This is a genomic window from Aureliella helgolandensis, from assembly GCF_007752135.1.
GTDB lineage: Bacteria > Planctomycetota > Planctomycetia > Pirellulales > Pirellulaceae > Aureliella > Aureliella helgolandensis.
The window spans coordinates 4,752,021-4,770,297 of record NZ_CP036298.1 but is presented as its reverse complement, the minus strand read 5'-3'; the positions used below and the strand labels follow the sequence as shown (position 1 = coordinate 4,770,297).

General features: G+C 50.2%; 11 protein-coding genes. 3 read left to right on the top strand and 8 right to left on the bottom strand.

From position 1 onward, the window contains the following. Positions 1 to 65 precede the first annotated feature (65 nt). Positions 66 to 395: a hypothetical protein gene (locus Q31a_RS16690; RefSeq protein WP_145080228.1), complete on the top strand. Its 330-nt coding sequence runs from the start codon at positions 66 to 68 to the stop codon at positions 393 to 395. Between the two features lie 395 nt (positions 396 to 790). Here Q31a_RS16690 and Q31a_RS16685 read toward each other — a convergent pair whose 3' ends face one another. After that, the gene (locus Q31a_RS16685; RefSeq protein ID WP_145080225.1) at positions 791 to 3,472 is read right to left on the bottom strand and encodes a DEAD/DEAH box helicase; all 2,682 of its coding nucleotides are present in this window, start codon (positions 3,470 to 3,472) and stop codon (positions 791 to 793) included. Next, the gene (locus tag Q31a_RS16680; protein ID WP_197355338.1) at positions 3,456 to 7,394 is read right to left on the bottom strand and encodes a hypothetical protein; all 3,939 of its coding nucleotides are present in this window, start codon (positions 7,392 to 7,394) and stop codon (positions 3,456 to 3,458) included. The genes Q31a_RS16685 and Q31a_RS16680 overlap by 17 nt, the downstream gene beginning before the upstream one ends. A gap of 1,761 nt (positions 7,395 to 9,155) precedes the next feature. Here Q31a_RS16680 and Q31a_RS16675 point away from each other — a divergent pair. After that, positions 9,156 to 9,476: a transposase gene (locus Q31a_RS16675; RefSeq protein ID WP_145075630.1), complete on the top strand. Its 321-nt coding sequence runs from the start codon at positions 9,156 to 9,158 to the stop codon at positions 9,474 to 9,476. Positions 9,477 to 9,511: 35 nt separating this feature from the next. Further along, on the top strand, positions 9,512 to 10,603 hold the full coding sequence (locus Q31a_RS16670) for an integrase core domain-containing protein (RefSeq protein ID WP_197355337.1): 1,092 nt from the start codon (positions 9,512 to 9,514) through the stop codon (positions 10,601 to 10,603). Positions 10,604 to 10,718: 115 nt separating this feature from the next. Here the strand turns inward: Q31a_RS16670 and Q31a_RS16665 are convergent, their stop codons facing one another. From Q31a_RS16665 to Q31a_RS16640, 6 genes are all read right to left on the bottom strand, one after another. Then, on the bottom strand, positions 10,719 to 12,584 hold the full coding sequence (locus Q31a_RS16665) for a sacsin N-terminal ATP-binding-like domain-containing protein (protein ID WP_145080218.1): 1,866 nt from the start codon (positions 12,582 to 12,584) through the stop codon (positions 10,719 to 10,721). Positions 12,585 to 12,777: 193 nt separating this feature from the next. Next, complete coding sequence (locus Q31a_RS16660) at positions 12,778 to 13,779, bottom strand: RelA/SpoT domain-containing protein (protein WP_145080215.1); 1,002 nt, start codon at positions 13,777 to 13,779, stop codon at positions 12,778 to 12,780. Then, a complete protein-coding gene (locus Q31a_RS16655; protein WP_145080212.1) occupies positions 13,776 to 14,822 on the bottom strand; it encodes a DUF262 domain-containing protein in 1,047 nt (348 codons plus the stop codon). The genes Q31a_RS16660 and Q31a_RS16655 overlap by 4 nt, the downstream gene beginning before the upstream one ends. 71 nt (positions 14,823 to 14,893) lie before the next feature. Next, positions 14,894 to 15,946: an FRG domain-containing protein gene (locus tag Q31a_RS16650; RefSeq protein WP_197355336.1), complete on the bottom strand. Its 1,053-nt coding sequence runs from the start codon at positions 15,944 to 15,946 to the stop codon at positions 14,894 to 14,896. Next, positions 15,943 to 16,188, bottom strand: a complete 246-nt coding sequence (locus Q31a_RS16645; RefSeq protein WP_145080206.1) for a hypothetical protein — start codon at positions 16,186 to 16,188, stop codon at positions 15,943 to 15,945. The genes Q31a_RS16650 and Q31a_RS16645 overlap by 4 nt, the downstream gene beginning before the upstream one ends. Beyond that, positions 16,185 to 18,275, bottom strand: coding sequence for a UvrD-helicase domain-containing protein (locus Q31a_RS16640; RefSeq protein ID WP_145080203.1), 2,091 nt, complete (start codon positions 18,273 to 18,275; stop codon positions 16,185 to 16,187). The genes Q31a_RS16645 and Q31a_RS16640 overlap by 4 nt, the downstream gene beginning before the upstream one ends. Positions 18,276 to 18,277: the final 2 nt, after the last annotated feature.

The following is an 18,277-nucleotide window of genomic DNA, read 5'->3' as shown; positions in this document are numbered from 1 at the left end:
CCCCCGAAGGCAGCAACATGTGTCGCAGCAGCTGCATGGTCTAGGACATGTACCAGTTGCTTAGCATGAGCGACCAGATCTCGGTCTTTGCGACTAATGAACTAACACGGGCCAACCCTGGGCGACGCTATGCGGTTTGTCTATCGCACGCACCGATTAGTCGTACTCTGCGGCGAGCGGACAAGCGTGGTTCGACACCCGAGGATGCGCCACCGATTTTCCAGCGGATCGGTTTGCAGCCAGCAGTCATAATTGAATTGGTAAGCAACTTTGGCGAGCTCTTTCTCAATGTAGCCGGCGAGTCGTATGAGATCGCCCGCAGTCGCTCACGACGCCGAGGATCTCGCTTCCGCGTCCGCTCGCAGGTGCAAGCCGCATTTGCTTCCAGCAAGTAATCATTCCGCTGTGCTTAGTCCTGCACCGTAATATTCTCCCTCGCGTGCGCCGCGCGAGTTAGCTCGTACGATTCTCGCGGTGCGCAGAGCCATCTTATCGCCACTTCACCCGGCGCTGTTCCTACTAGCGTTTCAACATGCCCGAGCGAGTGCGCAGCCCCAGCCCACATGTGAATCCCAACACCCTCCGGTGGAGTGCTGTGCCCCTGAAATCCCTCCCCCTAGAATTCCGAAGTAGTTCGTTGCTTTAGGGTTTAAAGATGAATCGCTTCTACTTGCCGTCAATACGTGCCTGCCGAAGCGACTTTCTCACTTAGTTCGCGCTTTTCAGCACTTCTCGTTGTCCATACATGAACTCATATATTTAGCATCTGTGGAAAGATTAAGGTCTGCTATTAAGTAGCTTTGGCAACCGCGATGACTCCGAGAAGCTCAAAGTCGGGGGCGGAAAATGGCAAGTTGAGCTTGGAGATGTTGGCGATCAAATGTGTTGTAATCTCATCTAAGTTCGTCCGTTTGTTTTTGGCTTCCGGCGTGGGCAATTGCTCGTTTTGAGGCTTCAATTCTGCAGCAGATTGATTGAGTAGTTCGAACACTTCTTGGTCTCGCAGGACTTTGAACGATTCAGTCAGCTTATAGACTCCGCATATAATGGATTTGGGTTGAGCGATATTGCGAGTTACTTTATCGAAGGACCGGAAAACGAAAAGCTCACAAGCTGTGTCGGAACCAGGTAATGTCGCAAATGCGTCTGTGATTTCGCAGGCGGTTTCAATTGCGACATCGACAACCGCACTTCCGATTCCAAGCAGTGACTTCTGCGCTTCTTTGCTTTTGGTTCTGCCAAACTTGACTTGTTCATAGCGGGGCTTGACTCCGCGTCTCTTTGTCCAGCCATCCGGTGTCTTAAAGGAAATAAAGCCATCAACCTCAGTAATTTGCCGCCTATTGCAGCGAAGAGACAATTTGAAGAAATTCGCTAGGTCGGGCAGATCGAGCTTCGGCACCTCTTTCGATACATTGTCGAAATCAAAACATTGCGCATTTCCGATCAGTTCGCGCACAACGTCCACTGCATCCGCTCCACCGAGTTGTCCAGTTCGTTCGTTAAACCAGCTATCCAGGCGTTCCTTCTTTTTAGTACTGGCATCGTAGAAAAGCTGCTGATAAAACCGCGGCTGAGATGTTCCGAGGATCATCTGATGCAAGTCTTCCGGATCTTCCGATGCGGCATTAATCGAATGCGAAATGCGATCAATCTTGTCTAGAAGCAAGCTCCAGATGCGAGATTCAACAGTATCGGGATTCTGAAAAAGAGTAACTTTGACGATATCTTTTTGCCCAAGGCGGTTCAGCCGCCCGACCCTTTGTTGTAATCGCATCGGATTCCACGGCAAATCGACATGGATAAGCCGTGAGCATCGATGTTGGAGGTCGACACCCTCGCCTGCGGCCTCGGTTGAGACTAAAAACCTGACTGTTCCTTCGTTGAATCGGTCCTTAGCACTATCGCGACTTTCGCGAAGCGTTTGTGGAGTGCCACTTTTTCCGAAAACATTGTTTAGTAGATTGTCTCCATTAATAAATGTCGCGATACCATCTCCAAATGCTCTCCAAAGTTCGGAAACAAGCAGTGCTTGAGTGACTTTGTACTCAGTAAAGAAAAGGACTGAAGTATCTTCAGGAAGGGTTCGGAGATGCTCGACTATGGCCTCGATCTTTGTTTCCTTCTCGACGTTGTTTGCGGCCTCAATGAGCTCTTCGAGCCGAGAGCATTCATTCTCCATGAGGTCAAACGCGATCATGGGAGCCGATTCTTCTTCGAAGACCGTGTGCCGATCAAAATCGTCCTCAGACTCTTGCAAATCATCGACGGCGCGGGAATGAGCCACTCTTTGCGCCATGAGCTTGCCGACTTCACGCATCTTTATGAGCCGCTTGTGAAGTGCACTCTTGACTGCCGCTACTGAGCTCGATGCTAACTTCTGAAGTGCGATCAGGACCAGCATCACAGCCCTTCCTTGAGTACCGTCCAGCTTAGTTGAGTATGCGTTGCCGCTGGATATGAAGCTAGTCATCATGTCGTAAAAACCTGCTTCGGCTGAGCTGTAGGAATAATTCACTGCGTGAACTTCCGGACGCTTGAAGAGATGCTCGCCGCGGAGATTCGTGACGCTGTACTTATTGTTGCGGATAAGTGCATTACGAAGACCACTTAATTGCCCATCATGTTCTTTGCGAGGATCAAATAAATCAGGTCGCACCAAAGACATAAGTGCAAGAAATCCGAAATGTTTGCCACGGTGTGGCGTTCCGGTAAACAGCAATAACGACTGGAGCTTTTCTTCGTCCTGCAGCTTGCGTATTAGAGCGTGCGCATTGGTCATACCTGCATGCTCATCGAAATTAAGGTGGTGAGCCTCATCAACGATGATCAAGTCCCATGGGTCGGTGTCTAGCATACGATCATGCCGTCCATCTTTGTCATCGCGCAAAGTGTGAAACGACGCGACGACAGCTGGGTTCAACTTCCAGAAGTCAACCGATTTAGTATCCTGTTTGGGTTCGTATAACGAAGTACGTATATCGAACATATTGAAGAGTCGCTCTTGCCATTGGACGACAAGGCTGGCTGGACACAGTATCAGTAGTCGATTGACGAGTCCTAGCCGTCGAAGCCTCCACAAGATCAATCCTGCCTCAATCGTTTTTCCTAAACCAACGTCGTCCGCGATTACCCAGCGCACTGGCCATGTTTCGGTCGCCTTTCGGCAGACCCAAAGCTGGTGAGGTAGGAGGTCGATGCGTGCGGGTGTAAATACGCCCCAGGCATCATTGATTGAACGAATTGTTTCAGCCAGCAAACGCGCTACGACTCTGGCTGGATCGGATGGGCGGCCAGACTCATAGTCAGACTGGGCGGAAGTTATCGCAACCAACTCCTTCGAAAGGCACTCCTCGAAGTCGCTCTGGAATCGAACGAGAGTCGTGGCCCCTTTACAAATTTCGATAATACCGCGACCGAATTGCGGATGGACTACAGTTACACCCGGCTGAAATTCATTCGACACTGTCATCAATCGCTTCCTTGTTTTCGTTGCTGTCGAAATCTATCTCACCACCAAGAACTTCTATTTGCAGTCTGGGATTGTGCGCGAGAAGAAGCAATGGTAGGTCGAAACAGCGATTGAAAGTTGCATCCCCGTCAAAGTCACTGAGTTCAGAAAAAATGGACTGCGTAGATTGCCGCCACGGCTGAACCCTAATATTAAAAAGGTTCTCGCAAAGTAACCGAACTCGACTAGTTGGCATGAACGCATAGCCAAAGCCCTCCGACGCAGTTAGACGCCCCTTCCGATAAAGCTCGCGCAGTATAAAACTCGCGCCGATGCCAAGTATGTCAGCGATTGGGGGCGAGTCGATATCTAGACCTTCAAGCATAGAATTGGCACGCGGCGTAAAGGCAAAATTAAAACTACTGACATTGTTTAGTTGATCTGCATCGCGTAGAGACGCCACAAGTGCATCCAGGTTCTTTGCCGATGCCAAAAAGCCTATAAACTGACGCATCTGGAAATGATATCTTGTACGCTGAACAAATTCGTTGAGATAGTCGTTGACAGCCTGGACAACTGCGGCAGAATCGGATTCAGATCGCAAAAGCACCGAAAGCCAATCTTGATCAACTAGGAATTGTAGAAAATTAAGATTGCGGCCAATTTGGTTCATCCCCAATGAGCCCAACGAAGCCGCGATGAAGAGTAGTAACCACCCCTCCCGATTTCGTTCAGCCTCCCATCCCTCTTCATCTGGCCACAAAAGAAGGCCGGGGAATCCTGGAGGATAGCTCTGGGAATCATACTCGAGACAGCGTGGGACTTGTTCGCTACTCCACCAACGCGAAATTTCTTCGAACGCTTCCGCCGGGCTGAGGTCAATACCGTGATTTGCATAGCTTGGCATTGGGCTGGTATCTAACAATTGAATTGTGTACCGCCCCTTCTCCGCGAAATTGCGCATCAATTCATTCTTTTGAGATTCGTCCAACTGTGAGTAGTTTCGACTTGTTTGATGTTCTTTGAGCCACTGCACAGTAAGCAATTTAGCCAAGTCGAAACGCAAATCTCCCTCGAGTAGATAGCTGAAAATTGCTGGTAACTTGTCGCTGGAAGCGCTTTTGACCCACTCGGCAAGTGTCCCCGCATCAGCTGTGAGTCGCTTTCTTGCCAACAGAAACAATGACAGCCCGTCTGTACTATATTCCTCTGCGAGAACGCGGCCGGTCGGTGCAATTTGGGCACGCAGGTATTCGTCATCACTAATGGCCAGATCGATAGGCAATTCATCATGGCCACAAAGTAAGTCAGATGCAGGTTTGAATTCGCCTGAGCGCGTTAAAAACTTCAGAGACTTCAGCCATTCTTCCAGATCATGGTGTTCGTCCCGCCGTTCCATCGGTGGAATCTCAAACGGCTTCGCTATCGAAAACCAATTCCAGATTCTCTGTGCTGAATCCGCGCCTACCTTATCTCCAGGCGCATATATTCTCAGTAGTTCAATCAGCCGAAGCACCTGGAACGCAGGTTCGGTAGATCCCGAGCCGTCGTTGTTAGCTTCGGTTTCAACCAGTTTTCGAATAAGCGAACCGACAGATGCGGTAACGACACTACCCGGGGGAAAGTGCTTTCTAACTAGTTCGAACTGCACTATCGCCTCAAACCACTCTGGCTTCTTGTCGGCTAGGCCTTGCAAAACGAATTCGACATCCCGCAAGCGAACCATCTTTGCATACCTGCCACTAAAGCCGGTTGGAATGGCGGCTCGTTCTGTCATGAGATTTCGTATTGCGCCGTAAGACGGAGAATAAGAAATCCAACCGATCATCGACCTTGCCGTCTGAACGTCCGACCAGTCGCCAACAACCTCTACGGAACCAACCAGTTTGAAAAATCGTTCCCAGAAAATCTCGAAGTTGATGTGAGAATGAAAGCCTGCGAATACAGCCAGCTGATTAAAGTTCTCACTAGTACAGTCGAACAAATCGATAAGTGCCGTTCCCCAACCACGTGCAATCTGCTTGGCAATACTATGATTTTCGTTGTTGCTGGAGAAAGCTAAGCTCTGCCTTCCCGCATCTGGCTTGAATGGACCATTGATTGCAAGGTGACAAGATGATTCCTCGCTCAGCCTGGTCGTACACCAAATTCCAGAAAGAGACCCATCGATCTCTTCAGGACCGTTGACTCCAACTTGCATGGCGATTTCTGCCGATCGAGTGTCTCCTGCGATTGGGCAACGGAATGTTATATATCGATGCGCCCTATCTCTTCCATTGATCTCTGACAACAGAATTTTTGACTCGCGCTGGAGTAGAGTCTGCTTCATTGACCATTTGATATTGGTTTCATCGATTTGTATCTCGATAGAGCGGATCTCTCGCGCAAAGAGGCACAACATCTGCGCATTCCTGGAAAACTCATCGAGAACAGAGCCAATTCTCTCATTTGGCAGTTCGGTTGCGGAACGCAGCGGAAGTTGGAAAACTGTAACAGCTGCAGTTGTAGCAAACAATGCCTTCGCCGCATCCCTTGCATGCGTCGCTTCGTCACTCGCGAGACTAACCGGATAGAATCCCCCACGCACCTCGAATGCGAGTGAATCACTGATAACCCTGGGGGTGTCCGAAAGAAAGAAGACACTCTTGAATCCCAGCCCAAACCGCCCGGTCGCATTGTTCTGCGAATCGGCAATTCGTCGATGCTTATCTGAGTGGCCGTGCGTCAACATCTTGTGCACATCTTCGTCGAATCCGTATTGGCGGCCACTATCAAAGCCAGGATACTTGTGCCGATTGACTGGCCGTCCCCAATGGAAAAATTCCAGCAATCTCGTTTCGCTATTAAATCGCAAAAAAAAGTGGGCGGCAGCGAGCACATCTTGCTTACAGAGATGCCTTAACTCGCTGGCGGCATCATCTGCGTTTTGAAAAACTTCATTTGGGACGGATCGAGCATCGTATTCGAAGTCAATCAGTTTCTCCCGAAGTGCTGTCGTTAATACATCCAGCGATTCAACTTCGGCAGACCTAAGGATCTGCTCCAACTGTTGAATTGCGGCACTTTCAGACTCTTCAGCCTCCTGGGCACGTACGCTAGCCGAACTCGATTTTCTCTCTGCCAAGTCCTTGGCGGCAACTTTCAATCGATCAGCCTGCACCAGCTTCTGGTAGACTTCGTTGAAGGGTGGCATGTCTCTCAATCCGAGATGCGCCAAACGATCACGGGCATTATTCAGGATCGCCAGCTGACTTGTGCGTAAGCGTGTTTGCGAAGTATCCGCAATTCTCTCCAATCCACCGCTAATATCAGTAGGACACAGACTACTACGTCCATTGCAATGTGACTCGATTAAGATGGTCTCAATCGTTTTGGAGAAGATTGGGATAGCTTCGAAGCGTTCTCCAACCTCACGCAGACTTCGAAGGCGAACAATCTTATAGGATGCGCGTTCCGAACCGGAAGCATTGTAGTAGTAATAAGTACTAGAAAGCCGTTTGGGATCCCCAACCACTAAGGATTCAAGGTTATCTGATAAGGGCACAACTTTGAGATCACCGGTAAGCGTTTCGACTTCAATTGAATCTTCGGTAATCATCTCAAATATAAATCTGGTCTTTTGAATGGACTCGCTCAGTTCTGAACGGACATCTCCCAGAACACAATTTCCAAAATCCTGCATCGAGCCGTCATATGCCGATTCCAAAAGTTTATTGAGCAATTGTCGCATCGGCACGCTACCCGCAACTACCGCTACCAATGAAGCGGGTAGGTTTTCACCGTAACGCTCGATAAAAGGTTGGAGGTAGCGTTCCAGTTTCGCCGCTTCTACGTCTAAGTTTGGACTCGTTTTCAGACGCTGGATTCCCCTGAGCGCCGTCACATGTTGCTCTTCGTAAGGCTGTGCGCTAGAGCCGCCGTTGACTTCACGATAGGGAGTCAAAATCGCGGAATGAATCTCATTTAGTTGGATCGATGCGGACAGGTTGTCGCCGGGCCAAACGAGGTCCGAAGCATCGGTCCATTTCTTTGTCGCTGACAGAAGTTTGATCGAAGCTAGGACCTTTGACCAAACCCCATCCATGGCAGCTTGTTTCAGGTATACATTAAAGGCATTGAGGGCTTGGTTTGAAGTCAGCGCGCGTAGAATTTCGATCAGTTGTCGGTGGAAGCCAGAAGCGTTCTCAAAGCTCTTGCACACCTTGGGTAGGAGCACACGTTCAATTAGTGACTCAACATCAGGCTGCTCTTTGAGTAGCCTGCAGAGTAACTTGGCAATCGGTAGATCCGTTTTTTCGCGGATCGAAACGAGAATTGGCTTTAGTTCTTCGAGAGTCTTCAGGTGGGAAATCCCAAGTCTCCAACGTGGTTCACTCTCAATCAACTCGGTCAACAATGACAATGCGCTCTCGGTAGTTGGTAGGTACCTACGTAAAGAGCTAAAACCGGCGTGCTCTCGAAACCAGCGCGCAACAGAGGAAAGGCCGCAGAAGCCTGACTTGGTCGGATCAAGGATTTCGGCAATATCTTCTTCGATTCCATCAATGTGGAGAATGTCTTCGAGTGAAGTGACACCACTCACTTCTAATGGAATCCATTTAGTCTTCTTTAAAAGTGGTGAATTCCCGGCCGCCGCTCGATCCCCAACCGTTGCAAAGGCATGCAACACAAGCGAAGCAAAACGTACCGGCGATTCGGAGCAAAGGCAGTTGTTTACGATGCGTGGCCAAGTTAGTTCATTCAGAGTTTGAGTACCGTCGACTTCAAACAAAGTTGCTTGCTGATAGTGGCCGCTTTGGGACGGAGGTATTCGAGCAACAACTTTGACCTGCCCAATCCAGGCTCGCCAAACGTCTTCCAGGTCAGAAGGTACATTTTGATGGAACGTCGGGTCATCTAGGAAAAACGTCTGGATCAGCTTGCCGTCTTCTGAAGCGATGGATACTCGATCGTCATAACCGAGTCGGGAATGAATGGCCAATCGACGCAAAACCCCTTGCGCCGAAGCGACGCGTGAGTCGGCGGCTCCGTTAACTCCATTGATCAACTCCGCTAACTCTTCGTCAGACCATTCGCTGTTAGGAAAGTTGAGTTGCTCAATTACAACGGATCCACTTAACAGTTCCGCGAGACAACCTTTGGCGTCAATGGTACGTATGGAAAGTCGCTGCTGTACGGCGGGCAGGAGTAGCTCTGTGCAGTTCTCAGATAGTAGTCTCCAACTAGATTTATCCGATGACTGGTTGAGAAATTCACTCGCAAGTTTGGTCCAGGTCTTATTTCCATCTATTAATGAGCCAACGAACAATGTTGCATCACTTTCTAGTCGATGCTCAGCACTGCCGTGCAAAAGATATCGTAGGGCCAGACGCGTTTCTTCTGAAAAAGGCTGCGCCCTACTCATAAGCTCTAAGAGTGTGGTCCGATGGTCAAATGCCGCCAGACTCTCCGCGTTCAATACTACTGTTTGCGCTGCGGCAACTTCGCATCGCGGAGCCGTTAACTGTTTTGCCCACGTTGGTAGTTGCCAGCCGTCGTACTCGAAGACCTCAATCGAGGGTACCGCTTCGCGCAAAGCCTCACACCATTCGGTGCGTTCGGAGTAAGATTTCTGATAGAGTCTTCCTTCGGTGTATTGCTCATTTTGCAAGTGTGTCATGAAACGCGTGGTAGAGTATAGCGGTTCCATAAAGGGTATCGCAGAATGTCAACACGTAAGATTTTAACGCCAGAACAGAAGATAGCGATTGTACGCGAGCACTTGATTGAGAAGGTGCCCGTTTCAGAGGTCTGTGACAAGCACGGGATCAGTGTCGTCAATTTCTACAATTGGCAAAAGCTGCTGTTTGAAAACGGAGCAGGCGCATTCGAGCGTAAAAAGAACGCCGCCAACGTGCGTATGCAGCAGGATGCCAATGCCGCCAAGATCGAGAAGCTCGAAGCGAAGCTGCAGCAGAAAAACGAAGTCATTGCCGAACTACTGCAGGAGCACGTCGAGCTAAAAAAAGAGCTTGGGGAATCTTAAATCGCACCTGGGTTCCCCACGAACAACGTGATGCGGTGGTCGACTTCGTACGCAAATGGACGGCGGCTACGGATGTTACCAGCAAGCAACTGCTTACATGGGTCGGATTATGGTCATCGACTTTCTCTAACTGGAGTCGGAGCTACGGACGGACCTACGAGCACAACGGCTGGGTACCGCGTGACCATTGGCTCAACGAAGAGGAGAAGCAGGCCATCCTCAAGTTCCATTTCGATCATCCACTGGAGGGCTATCGGCGGCTGACCTACATGATGATTGACGCAAACATCGTCGCGTGCAGTGCCGGGACGGTGTATCGCGTACTCAGCAGCGCGGGCCTATTGCGTAGAAATAGTCGTAAGTCAAAAAAGGGGACTGGCTTTCAGCAACCTCTTGTGGCTCACGAACATTGGCATATCGACATCTCTTACTTGAACATCGCAGGAACGTTTTACTTCATGGCGACCGTACTCGACGGCTTCAGTCGTAGTGTGGTGCACTGGGATATTCGTGAGAAGATGGAAGAGATGGATATCGAGGTCGTGCTGCAAAAGGCACGAGAAAGGTATCCCGATGCGCGACCAAGAATCATCTCTGACAACGGGCCGCAATTCATCGCCAAAGACTTCAAACACTTCGTGCGATTGTGTGGCATGAAGCATGTGCGTACAAGCCCGTACTACCCGCAAAGCAATGGTAAGATCGAACGATATCATCGCACGATCAAGAGTCAGTGTATCCGGCCACTGAGCCCCTTGAGCTTGGAAGAAGCTAAACGCGGAGTAGCCAAGTTTGTGGAAGATTACAACACCGTACGTCTACATAGTGCTGTAGGCTATGTAACTCCGCAAGCGATGCTCGAAGGACGGCAGCAAGCGATCCTTGAGGAGCGTGACCGAAAGGTCGAGGAAGCCCGCATGTTACGAGCACAATCGCGTGCAACCAAACGTCAGAAAGCGACGCCGGGATGTTCGGACGCTCCGCTAGGAATAAGCTATGCTAACAGCAATGCTGCGGAGGATAGAGCACTGCTGGGAAGCAACTCGAGCGCCGCATCATCGCCGTTGACAAACATCCGTGGAGGGCAACATGAGCCCTCATTGGTCACTAGGGTTCCAGCACATTGACGAGCTTGTTAATGGCCCCCAAGGCGCAAAATCCTGGGGGTTTGGGGGCTAGCCCCCTTTGCATCCAAATAACCGAAAATTCACTTCTTTACTATGCTATTCTCAATCCGCGTTTTCACATCTTAGGCTGAACCAATACATCGGCTTCTAGCTCCCGACAAACGCGAACACATTGCATTATGCGGCTTCCCGAAGTAAGGACGCGAACACCTATCAATGGGAGGTCGTTCAATTTGTCGCGCAATGAGTCCGGTACGGCATCCAATTGATCGACTAACGTGTTGATCCAGTTCGTGACTCTAACTGGAATTTCCGTCGCCCAATTGACACTTTCGACAAGCCATTCCACGTTCGAAGCGAGGAGCGTGCGGGGTGCATCATCTCCAAGACCGTTGGATTCGCTATCCGCAGTGTTCCTACGCGAAATCACGAATTCCGTGTCAATTAGCTGCTTGATATTCGGGATGTACCGTACGAGCAATCCGATGTCTGTTATTTCGGGAACGGCCCAAATCGTTTCGATACTTGCAATCAAGGTCCATTCGGATCCATTTAGTGTTAGGCGAGGCAACCAGCGATATTTTGCGCAAATATCACCGCTGAATTGTTGCCAAAGCCATGTCTCTTTGATCGCTTTGGCGAGCGCAGCACAGTGCTCGCCCGGAACAGTCTGTGAATGGCAGTATTCAGCCAGAGCTTGCGGGATCGCGGCAAGGGTGCCATTTCGGCAAACTAATGCATTCCAGCGGGAGTAGATGGTTGCTGACGAATCACCTGTAAATGACTTTTCCAAAGCGTCGATTCGCCGACGCTCCGAGTCGAGAAAGAAGTAACCATGGAGCGTAATGACGATCTCTCCCATTGAACTCGGAAGCGAGCTCTTGACCTTGCCCGTTGGTTGTTCGCCAACCGGCAGAAAGACCGACCAAACGATGGACAAGGTGGAAGCATCGTTGGTCCTATGGGATACCGTCACCGCAAAATGCGGTTCAGCCTTTACATCCTGAACGATTTCTTCACCGTCTGAGGTGATTGTGGTCGATTGTGGCCATCCGTTCCGCTTCAACCCACCAATGTTTTCATCGGCCAAAACTCCTGACCATCCGATCGAACGAATTTGATCGGAGGTGTTGTCGTTGACACTTAAGCTGGATTTAATGTCGAAGCCATGCTCAATCCCAGTCTGCTCAACACTTGCTGGTTGCTGAAATTCGTGGCGCTGCCACGTGACAATCGGCTCACTAGCATTGCGTTGGTCGACGAGCGAGATGGTTGCTAACTTGTTCGTAAAAAATAGTGATGGACACAGGTCTTGCAGTTGCTCGCGTAGCTGAGCGAAGAATTTTTCGTCCTCAGCTGGATAAAATTTCTCGATAAAGTGATTCGGGCTATGACTTTGCAACCGCGTGCGAAGTGGCAACCACAATGCGAGCCAGCGGTTATCGAAACTGCCAAGCGATGTCACACAATCAGCAATCCGCCCTTGAATGTCGGCACTATACTGATTCGCCGCCTCATCCCAGTCTTGGTATCGCAAGCTCTGGGCAGGATTGTAAAAGGCGAACGGAATGTTTGCTTGACCGTCCCACCCTAGAGATGAATCTGCGTTCGCGCAGATAAAGAACGCTTCGCAAAACCAAAATAGGCTCTTAATCCCAAGTCCAAAGCGGCCAATGCTATGTGACTCGTGAGCCTTGGTGCCCACATTCATGCGAAAGATTGCGTCCAGGTTGGCTGGAGAAAACGGCCCATCGTTAACGATGCAGAGACAATCCGTTCTAAACAGCGGGTGTGGAGCATTCTTGTCACCGCGGATCATAGTAAAGCAAAGATGCTGAGCGTTGGCGTCAATTGCATTCTGGACCATCTCTTTGAGCAAGCTGCCAGTGGATCCATAACCTCGCAATAGATTACGAATGTTCTGAATGTCTGCCGCTCGAGGGTGGTCGGTCGCGCGGACTATGTTGGAGGGTGGTTTCACGATCAAATGTTGGTTCATCAAGGTGTATGGAAAAGCACTGCCTTATCCGCCGCACTTGGCTGTCAATCGCTCTTTCTCATTCCAGTCGAAATACGAGCATGTTCAAAATAGACAGAAATATCATCTTCAAGGAACTCGACGTCGTTTCCAATCACAGCACTCGATGGCATAGTAGCATTCCGCTCCAATCAATTCAGCCGCCAAGCTTTGCGAACTGAAAACGCGTACTGCAAGACTTAAGGGATGGAAATATATCTTCAAGCTCTGAAGTGATGATGGGGGTAAATCTACTTAGTTTAGGCACCAGTTTCTTTGCATCCCATAGAACGCCGAGTGCAAGCTGATGCAAAGAAATACTTCGTGGAAAATCATCCAAGTTGCTGATGTGATTTGCCACCACATCCAAACAATCTCTGACGTATGGCAACCGGTCTTCAAAGTTTCGTGGCCAAGATCGTGATGACTGCAAAAGCGAATATAGATTCTCACTAAATCTGCTCCAGCTGCTTGGTACAGACTCTTCAGGAAATGAGTTCACCTCATTCAGCTGATGGAAGCAGTCATAAATTGCCTTCAGAAACTCAGTTTCGGGCCATGGAGATTCGATGACTGGAGAAGCTGCTGTTTCAAATGAAACTATCAGTTGATCAAGCTGCTCGACTACAGCCTTGATCTGTGCTGCAACTCTTTTGCGTTTCCAATCAATATCATCAGTCTTATAGGCGAGACCATGCATCGAAACCGACCACGCATGCTCAAACGCCGATCGGATTTGCACTTCGAATTTGAGTGAAGTGAAAACTGGATGGGAGTCAACACCAGAATCAAAAAGCAATGATCCTATAAATCGTGTCGCATCGAAGCGAAATGAATCCGGGGGCTTTTTCGTTTTGCCGCGAGCTCGAAGGTCGACACAACGGAACTTCGCATTCAAGTAATCGATAACCGCATTCTCTTTCTCAAGATGCGGAATTACGATCGTGCACCCAAACACGTCATCAATATCGCTCCATGCCTTGTATCGTCCTGATTCTAGCTTCTCACTGAGTGAGTCGAGCTCCTTTCTGCGGCCAACATAGGCGTAACCTTCATTCTCACAGTACGAAAGAACTATGTCCCGCACTCGCTGTTCCATCTGCACGATATAGGGATCGCTGAAGTCATATGCTCTTCTTATGTCACTTGGAACAATCATGGTAGTATCGGTTCCTCTCCGCGAATCTTCGCAGCGAGAATCTTGATTCGAGTATTCCGAGGACCGACGTCATTTGACGCAGATCGCGCGGCGTCGAAGTAAGATAGCGCAGCCTTGGAATCTGCTCGGCGCCCTGAGTCTTCTACCAGTTCAATGAACTCGGAAATGCGCAATGCGACGTCATCGATAGGGTGGCTGTCTACTGAGGGATCTGCCAAAACAGCGAAGAGAGAGAAGAAATCAGCCTGATTCTTGAGCCTCGTACGATTCAATTCGTGTCCAGCAGTTACGACTCTAGAGACTCGACCAATGGTATCTCGAAAATGCTCTTCGATTTCGAGCTTCCTCTCCCAGCTTTCATCGCGATCGCTGAAAGCCTTGTCGAGATCCGCTTGAGAATAGCTTTTAACCCCTTCTTCAAGACAGAGCATCAACTGTGCGACAACTTCTACATCCTTCATTTGGCGTTTTGAGCGATCCTGTAGGTTCGGAAATCCCGATGGCAACTTCGCGAACATCCATTTCGTCATTTCCTCGGCAGAGGATATGAACTCACCATCGTAGCGGGCGTGACGCAGTTCTTGCGGAGAAAGTTTTGCCACATTTCGGTTGATACGATCAAAGATGTCGTTGATCTTCGTCTCTTCGGTATCTGGTAGGTATTCGACTAAGAACTCGTAGGCCCAAAATCGCTTCTTTAAGTCGCTGTCGAGTTGCTCCCAATACTGCCCGCGGAGACTCGAAAGTTGCGCTTTCTCTCCGACTGGAAACTTTCCCTCAAGAAACTCAAATAGGGTTGTAAGCCGCTGCTTGCCATCAACCACTCGGTAGATAACGTCTCCCGATAACGAAAATTCCTCGTAGAGGAAGATTGCCGCGGTAGGGTAGCCGAGCAAAACGGTATCGATGAAGTAATCTTTGAATGATTGGTTCCAAACGCTTCGACGCTGATATGGCGGTTCAAGGTCAAGTTTCTCTCGCTTGAATAAATCACGAAACCACGCGATTGTTTGGAAGTTGTGCCTCGGGCGATTATTTGACATTGCTGATTTGCTTCATTTCTTTGATGTCTATGATATCGAATTCAATCTTTGCAGTTTCACGCAAGTTGCTGTCAATCTGTTTGACTGTCGCCATGTAACGACTGGACGTTTGTCTCGCTGCAAGCACTAGCCGTCTCAGTCAGTTGCTGCTTCGAACGCTGGTCGCGATTGTTTACCGATTCACCGCTATTCGCGCTTAGTTTCGCGGTACGCTCGTATTCATCCCACAAGTTGCAGAGAGTCTCACGCACGTTGTCGTAAGATGGCATCAAATGTGCCTTGGAAACCGACTCAGCGTAAAGTAGACGTCGAAGTTCTGGTGCCTCGGACCATGGAAGAGTGAGTTTCCGAAATGCGAACTCGCAATACTCGTTTCCCGAAATCATCTCCTCCATTACGGGCCATCTACCATTGAACAGAAAGAGCCCATCGGCCATTGGGCAATAGGTAAACAAGCCGGCCTGTGCGTGCAAGAAGCCAATTTCACTACGTGGGACGAACAGTTCTTTCCAATCAACATTGTTAATCAGTGCTCGCCGATTGAACGCCCAAACACAAAGTTTCCCATCAGTTTCATTCACCTTCTCTGCGGCAAAGAATGCGGCGGCGAGCGGATTGCGAGTCCAATCGATAAGTCTCGTGTGCATCCCGTGGTGCTGGGCGAGAGCAACTGCGTGATGTGGCGTTTCCAATGAGCTCCCGGAAGTAAAGTCGAGTGAAAGCTCCATGGAGATCGGCCCGCCGGGCACGGTAAACCCTAGGTCGTCCACCAGTGCGCAGAATGCTTGCACTTCAAGAAACTCAAACCTTCTCTGAGCAACAAAACCGCGTATCCGCTCTTTGTCAATCTGATGGATATTTGAAAAAGTCGAGTTAATACTTATCGTTCGTTCAATAATTTCCTCATCGACGTAAGAACGGACATCCATGAACCGCGAAGAGCTGAGAGTCTGTTCGCGCCAAGCAGTTGGTTCCAGTTTCCATTGTTCGTTGCGATGTCCTCGAAACACCCACGGATGTATCGAACTCCCGCTCGCGAGCCACAAGTCGTTTGATGGACGCAGGGCTGCAAGGAAATCTTTTGCACTCTTGATCTCGATAATCTCTACGTTTTCCGTTGTCACACTGCCACCTTTTGAATGCTTCGAAACTGTTGAAGCAGGAGTGCTGTTTCTGATTCTCGCCACCATCTGGGACCGACATGTCCGCTGGACATTCCGCCGATATCGACGCGTTTGACGAAGATCGAATCGTCTGCGGCAAGTCGTGTGTCGGATAGTTCTTCAAACGTTGACAGCAACGCATTTGCATCGCAATAGTGATAGATGATACGCTCTTCGATCTCGGGATTCGGTATCGTTGTCATTGTTCGGGCTCCGACTTACCTGCACTAGCGGCCAGCGTGATCAATAAGTGTTCCCGTGCTCGCGTTGCTGCGACGTAGCGTTCGCATCGATCCCGGATGTCGGATTGATTGGGGGCGTTCATTGCGTCGTCTTTGTTGGCGCAGGCTATGGCCACGGCCCGGAACTCGAGTCCTTTGATGCGTTTCATGGTTCCCACACGAACGCCTGCTTCTTCAGATCCTGGGTCCTCTTCACGCGGCTTGAGTTCAAAGGTTGCAATGCCTGCGGAGGACAACGCTGTGACGATTTTGGGCTTGCGTGGCGTGACACAGATTTCATGAGTAGCGAGTCCGTAATCTGACATCAGCATTTGTACCCAAGCGACAATGGCTTCAGCTTCCGCGTTCTCAGTCTCGCATTTTTCGATTAGCGGCTCAGGCCCCTTGAAGACCGAGTGGTCTCCGACGGTTGTCGCAAGCCCACCATCGAGGTCGTCAATTTCTACGCCTTTTAAGATCCCCTGCGCAAACTTGCGAATCTGTTCGCTGGTTCGATAATTGATCTTCAACCGACGGGAGCGACCACGGATATCGATGCCTGCGCGGCTCATTGGGATCTTCGTGCGGTAGATTCGCTGATGGCCGTCACCGACGGTGCAAAGTGGGTCGGGTGTGCCTTCATCAATTGGACTGATGGCTCGAATCAGACGAAGGGCTTCCAAGCTAAAGTCCTGAACTTCGTCGACAAGCACGTGGGCGTAGCGTGTGAAGTTCCCCTGTAAGACTGCTAAGCGAGCTTCGTGAATGGCCCCCTCGAACGTCAACAGGTTTCGTTTCTTAAGGCCTCGTTGGAATGCCCGGAAGACAGGCCATGCAGCTTTACGTTGCTTTCGACTAACCCTTGGTCGGCCGGATCGAACGGTGCCGAGGTATGTTTCTTCGTCATCGATACCGTTGGGGTCGATGACTAGCTCATACTCTAGCTGCATTTCCTCTTTGGAGAGCGGCAGCTCCTCCGAATAGCTCAGCCACACATCCGCCCAAATCTGGGCTAATTCTTCATCCTCCGCAATTCGTCCCTTCCAGCCGGCTCGATTGCAAATGGTTCGAGCCAGAGCATGCAGGTTGGTCACTTCGATGCGACCAGCGACATCCGGAGCGAGACGCTGCATGTGATGCTTGATTGTCACCGACAAATTTGTCGTGAACGTCGTCACCAGGATTCGTGCGGACTCGTCCACAAGCTGTCGAGCAAGATGTACAGCACGGTGCATGAGAGCGACTGTCTTTCCGGTGCCCGCCGAACCAGTCACGTTCATCGGCCCCTTCGTCTTCCACTTGACAAGTTTTTGTTGATAGGGGTGGAGGAAGATCCGCCACTCTTCCAGAGTACCTTCTAGAATCTGCTTCAATTCCTCTTCGCCTGCGACCAGTACTAGGTCGAAGTTCGGAGTCTTCTGGATCTTCGTGAAGTCGCCAGGGCTTTCGGGAACAACGTCTGCCGGCGCAGCAACGGCACCGAGCATTTCATCGATCGATTGCTCGAGCGTCATGCCAGCGGCTAGGCCAAACAGCACGTCACGGCAGTCAGGTGGTAAATACGCACTGAGCGCTTCTAAAGCATCGTCACTGCGGATCGACCTTACCGCTGGTATAAGGGGTTTGGGGACGCCCGCTTTAAACAAATCATCGTCTGACAGGCGAGCAAGTGGATAATCAGACAGTCGAGGTTGAGTCGGCACGGCTTCCTGGACGACAGACTGGACTTCCGCGGCATCGAATACCTGAAAGACACCGGTCATTCCGTGGACTTCAAATCGTTTGTTCTTGGCCCAGTCGTAGGCCTTGTCGTGGGCATCGATGTGCACCAACAAGTACGTGTCACCCTTCTCAGGAGCAATCACGATTGCCCGGTACCCATCGGGAAGCTTCTTTACTCCACGGACCTTCGGATCCAACATGGTTCCAGGAAGTGGATGCAGACCAATCGCAGGCGATTCCGGGTCATGCTGAAACTCCCCGATCAGCTCGGAAACTCGCTTCTGCACCTTGCTCGGGAGCTTATGAAAGGACTTCAATATGTTTCGGTGGACCATCAATTTGGCCATAG

Coding starts and splice junctions, on each gene's coding strand:
- Q31a_RS16690 (WP_145080228.1), top strand. CDS start 66: ATGAGCGACCAGATCTCGGTCTTTGCGACTAATGAACTAACACGGGCC.
- Q31a_RS16685 (WP_145080225.1), bottom strand. CDS start 3,472: ATGACAGTGTCGAATGAATTTCAGCCGGGTGTAACTGTAGTCCATCCG.
- Q31a_RS16675 (WP_145075630.1), top strand. CDS start 9,156: ATGTCAACACGTAAGATTTTAACGCCAGAACAGAAGATAGCGATTGTA.
- Q31a_RS16660 (WP_145080215.1), bottom strand. CDS start 13,779: ATGATTGTTCCAAGTGACATAAGAAGAGCATATGACTTCAGCGATCCC.
- Q31a_RS16655 (WP_145080212.1), bottom strand. CDS start 14,822: ATGTCAAATAATCGCCCGAGGCACAACTTCCAAACAATCGCGTGGTTT.
- Q31a_RS16645 (WP_145080206.1), bottom strand. CDS start 16,188: ATGACAACGATACCGAATCCCGAGATCGAAGAGCGTATCATCTATCAC.
- Q31a_RS16640 (WP_145080203.1), bottom strand. CDS start 18,275: ATGGCCAAATTGATGGTCCACCGAAACATATTGAAGTCCTTTCATAAG.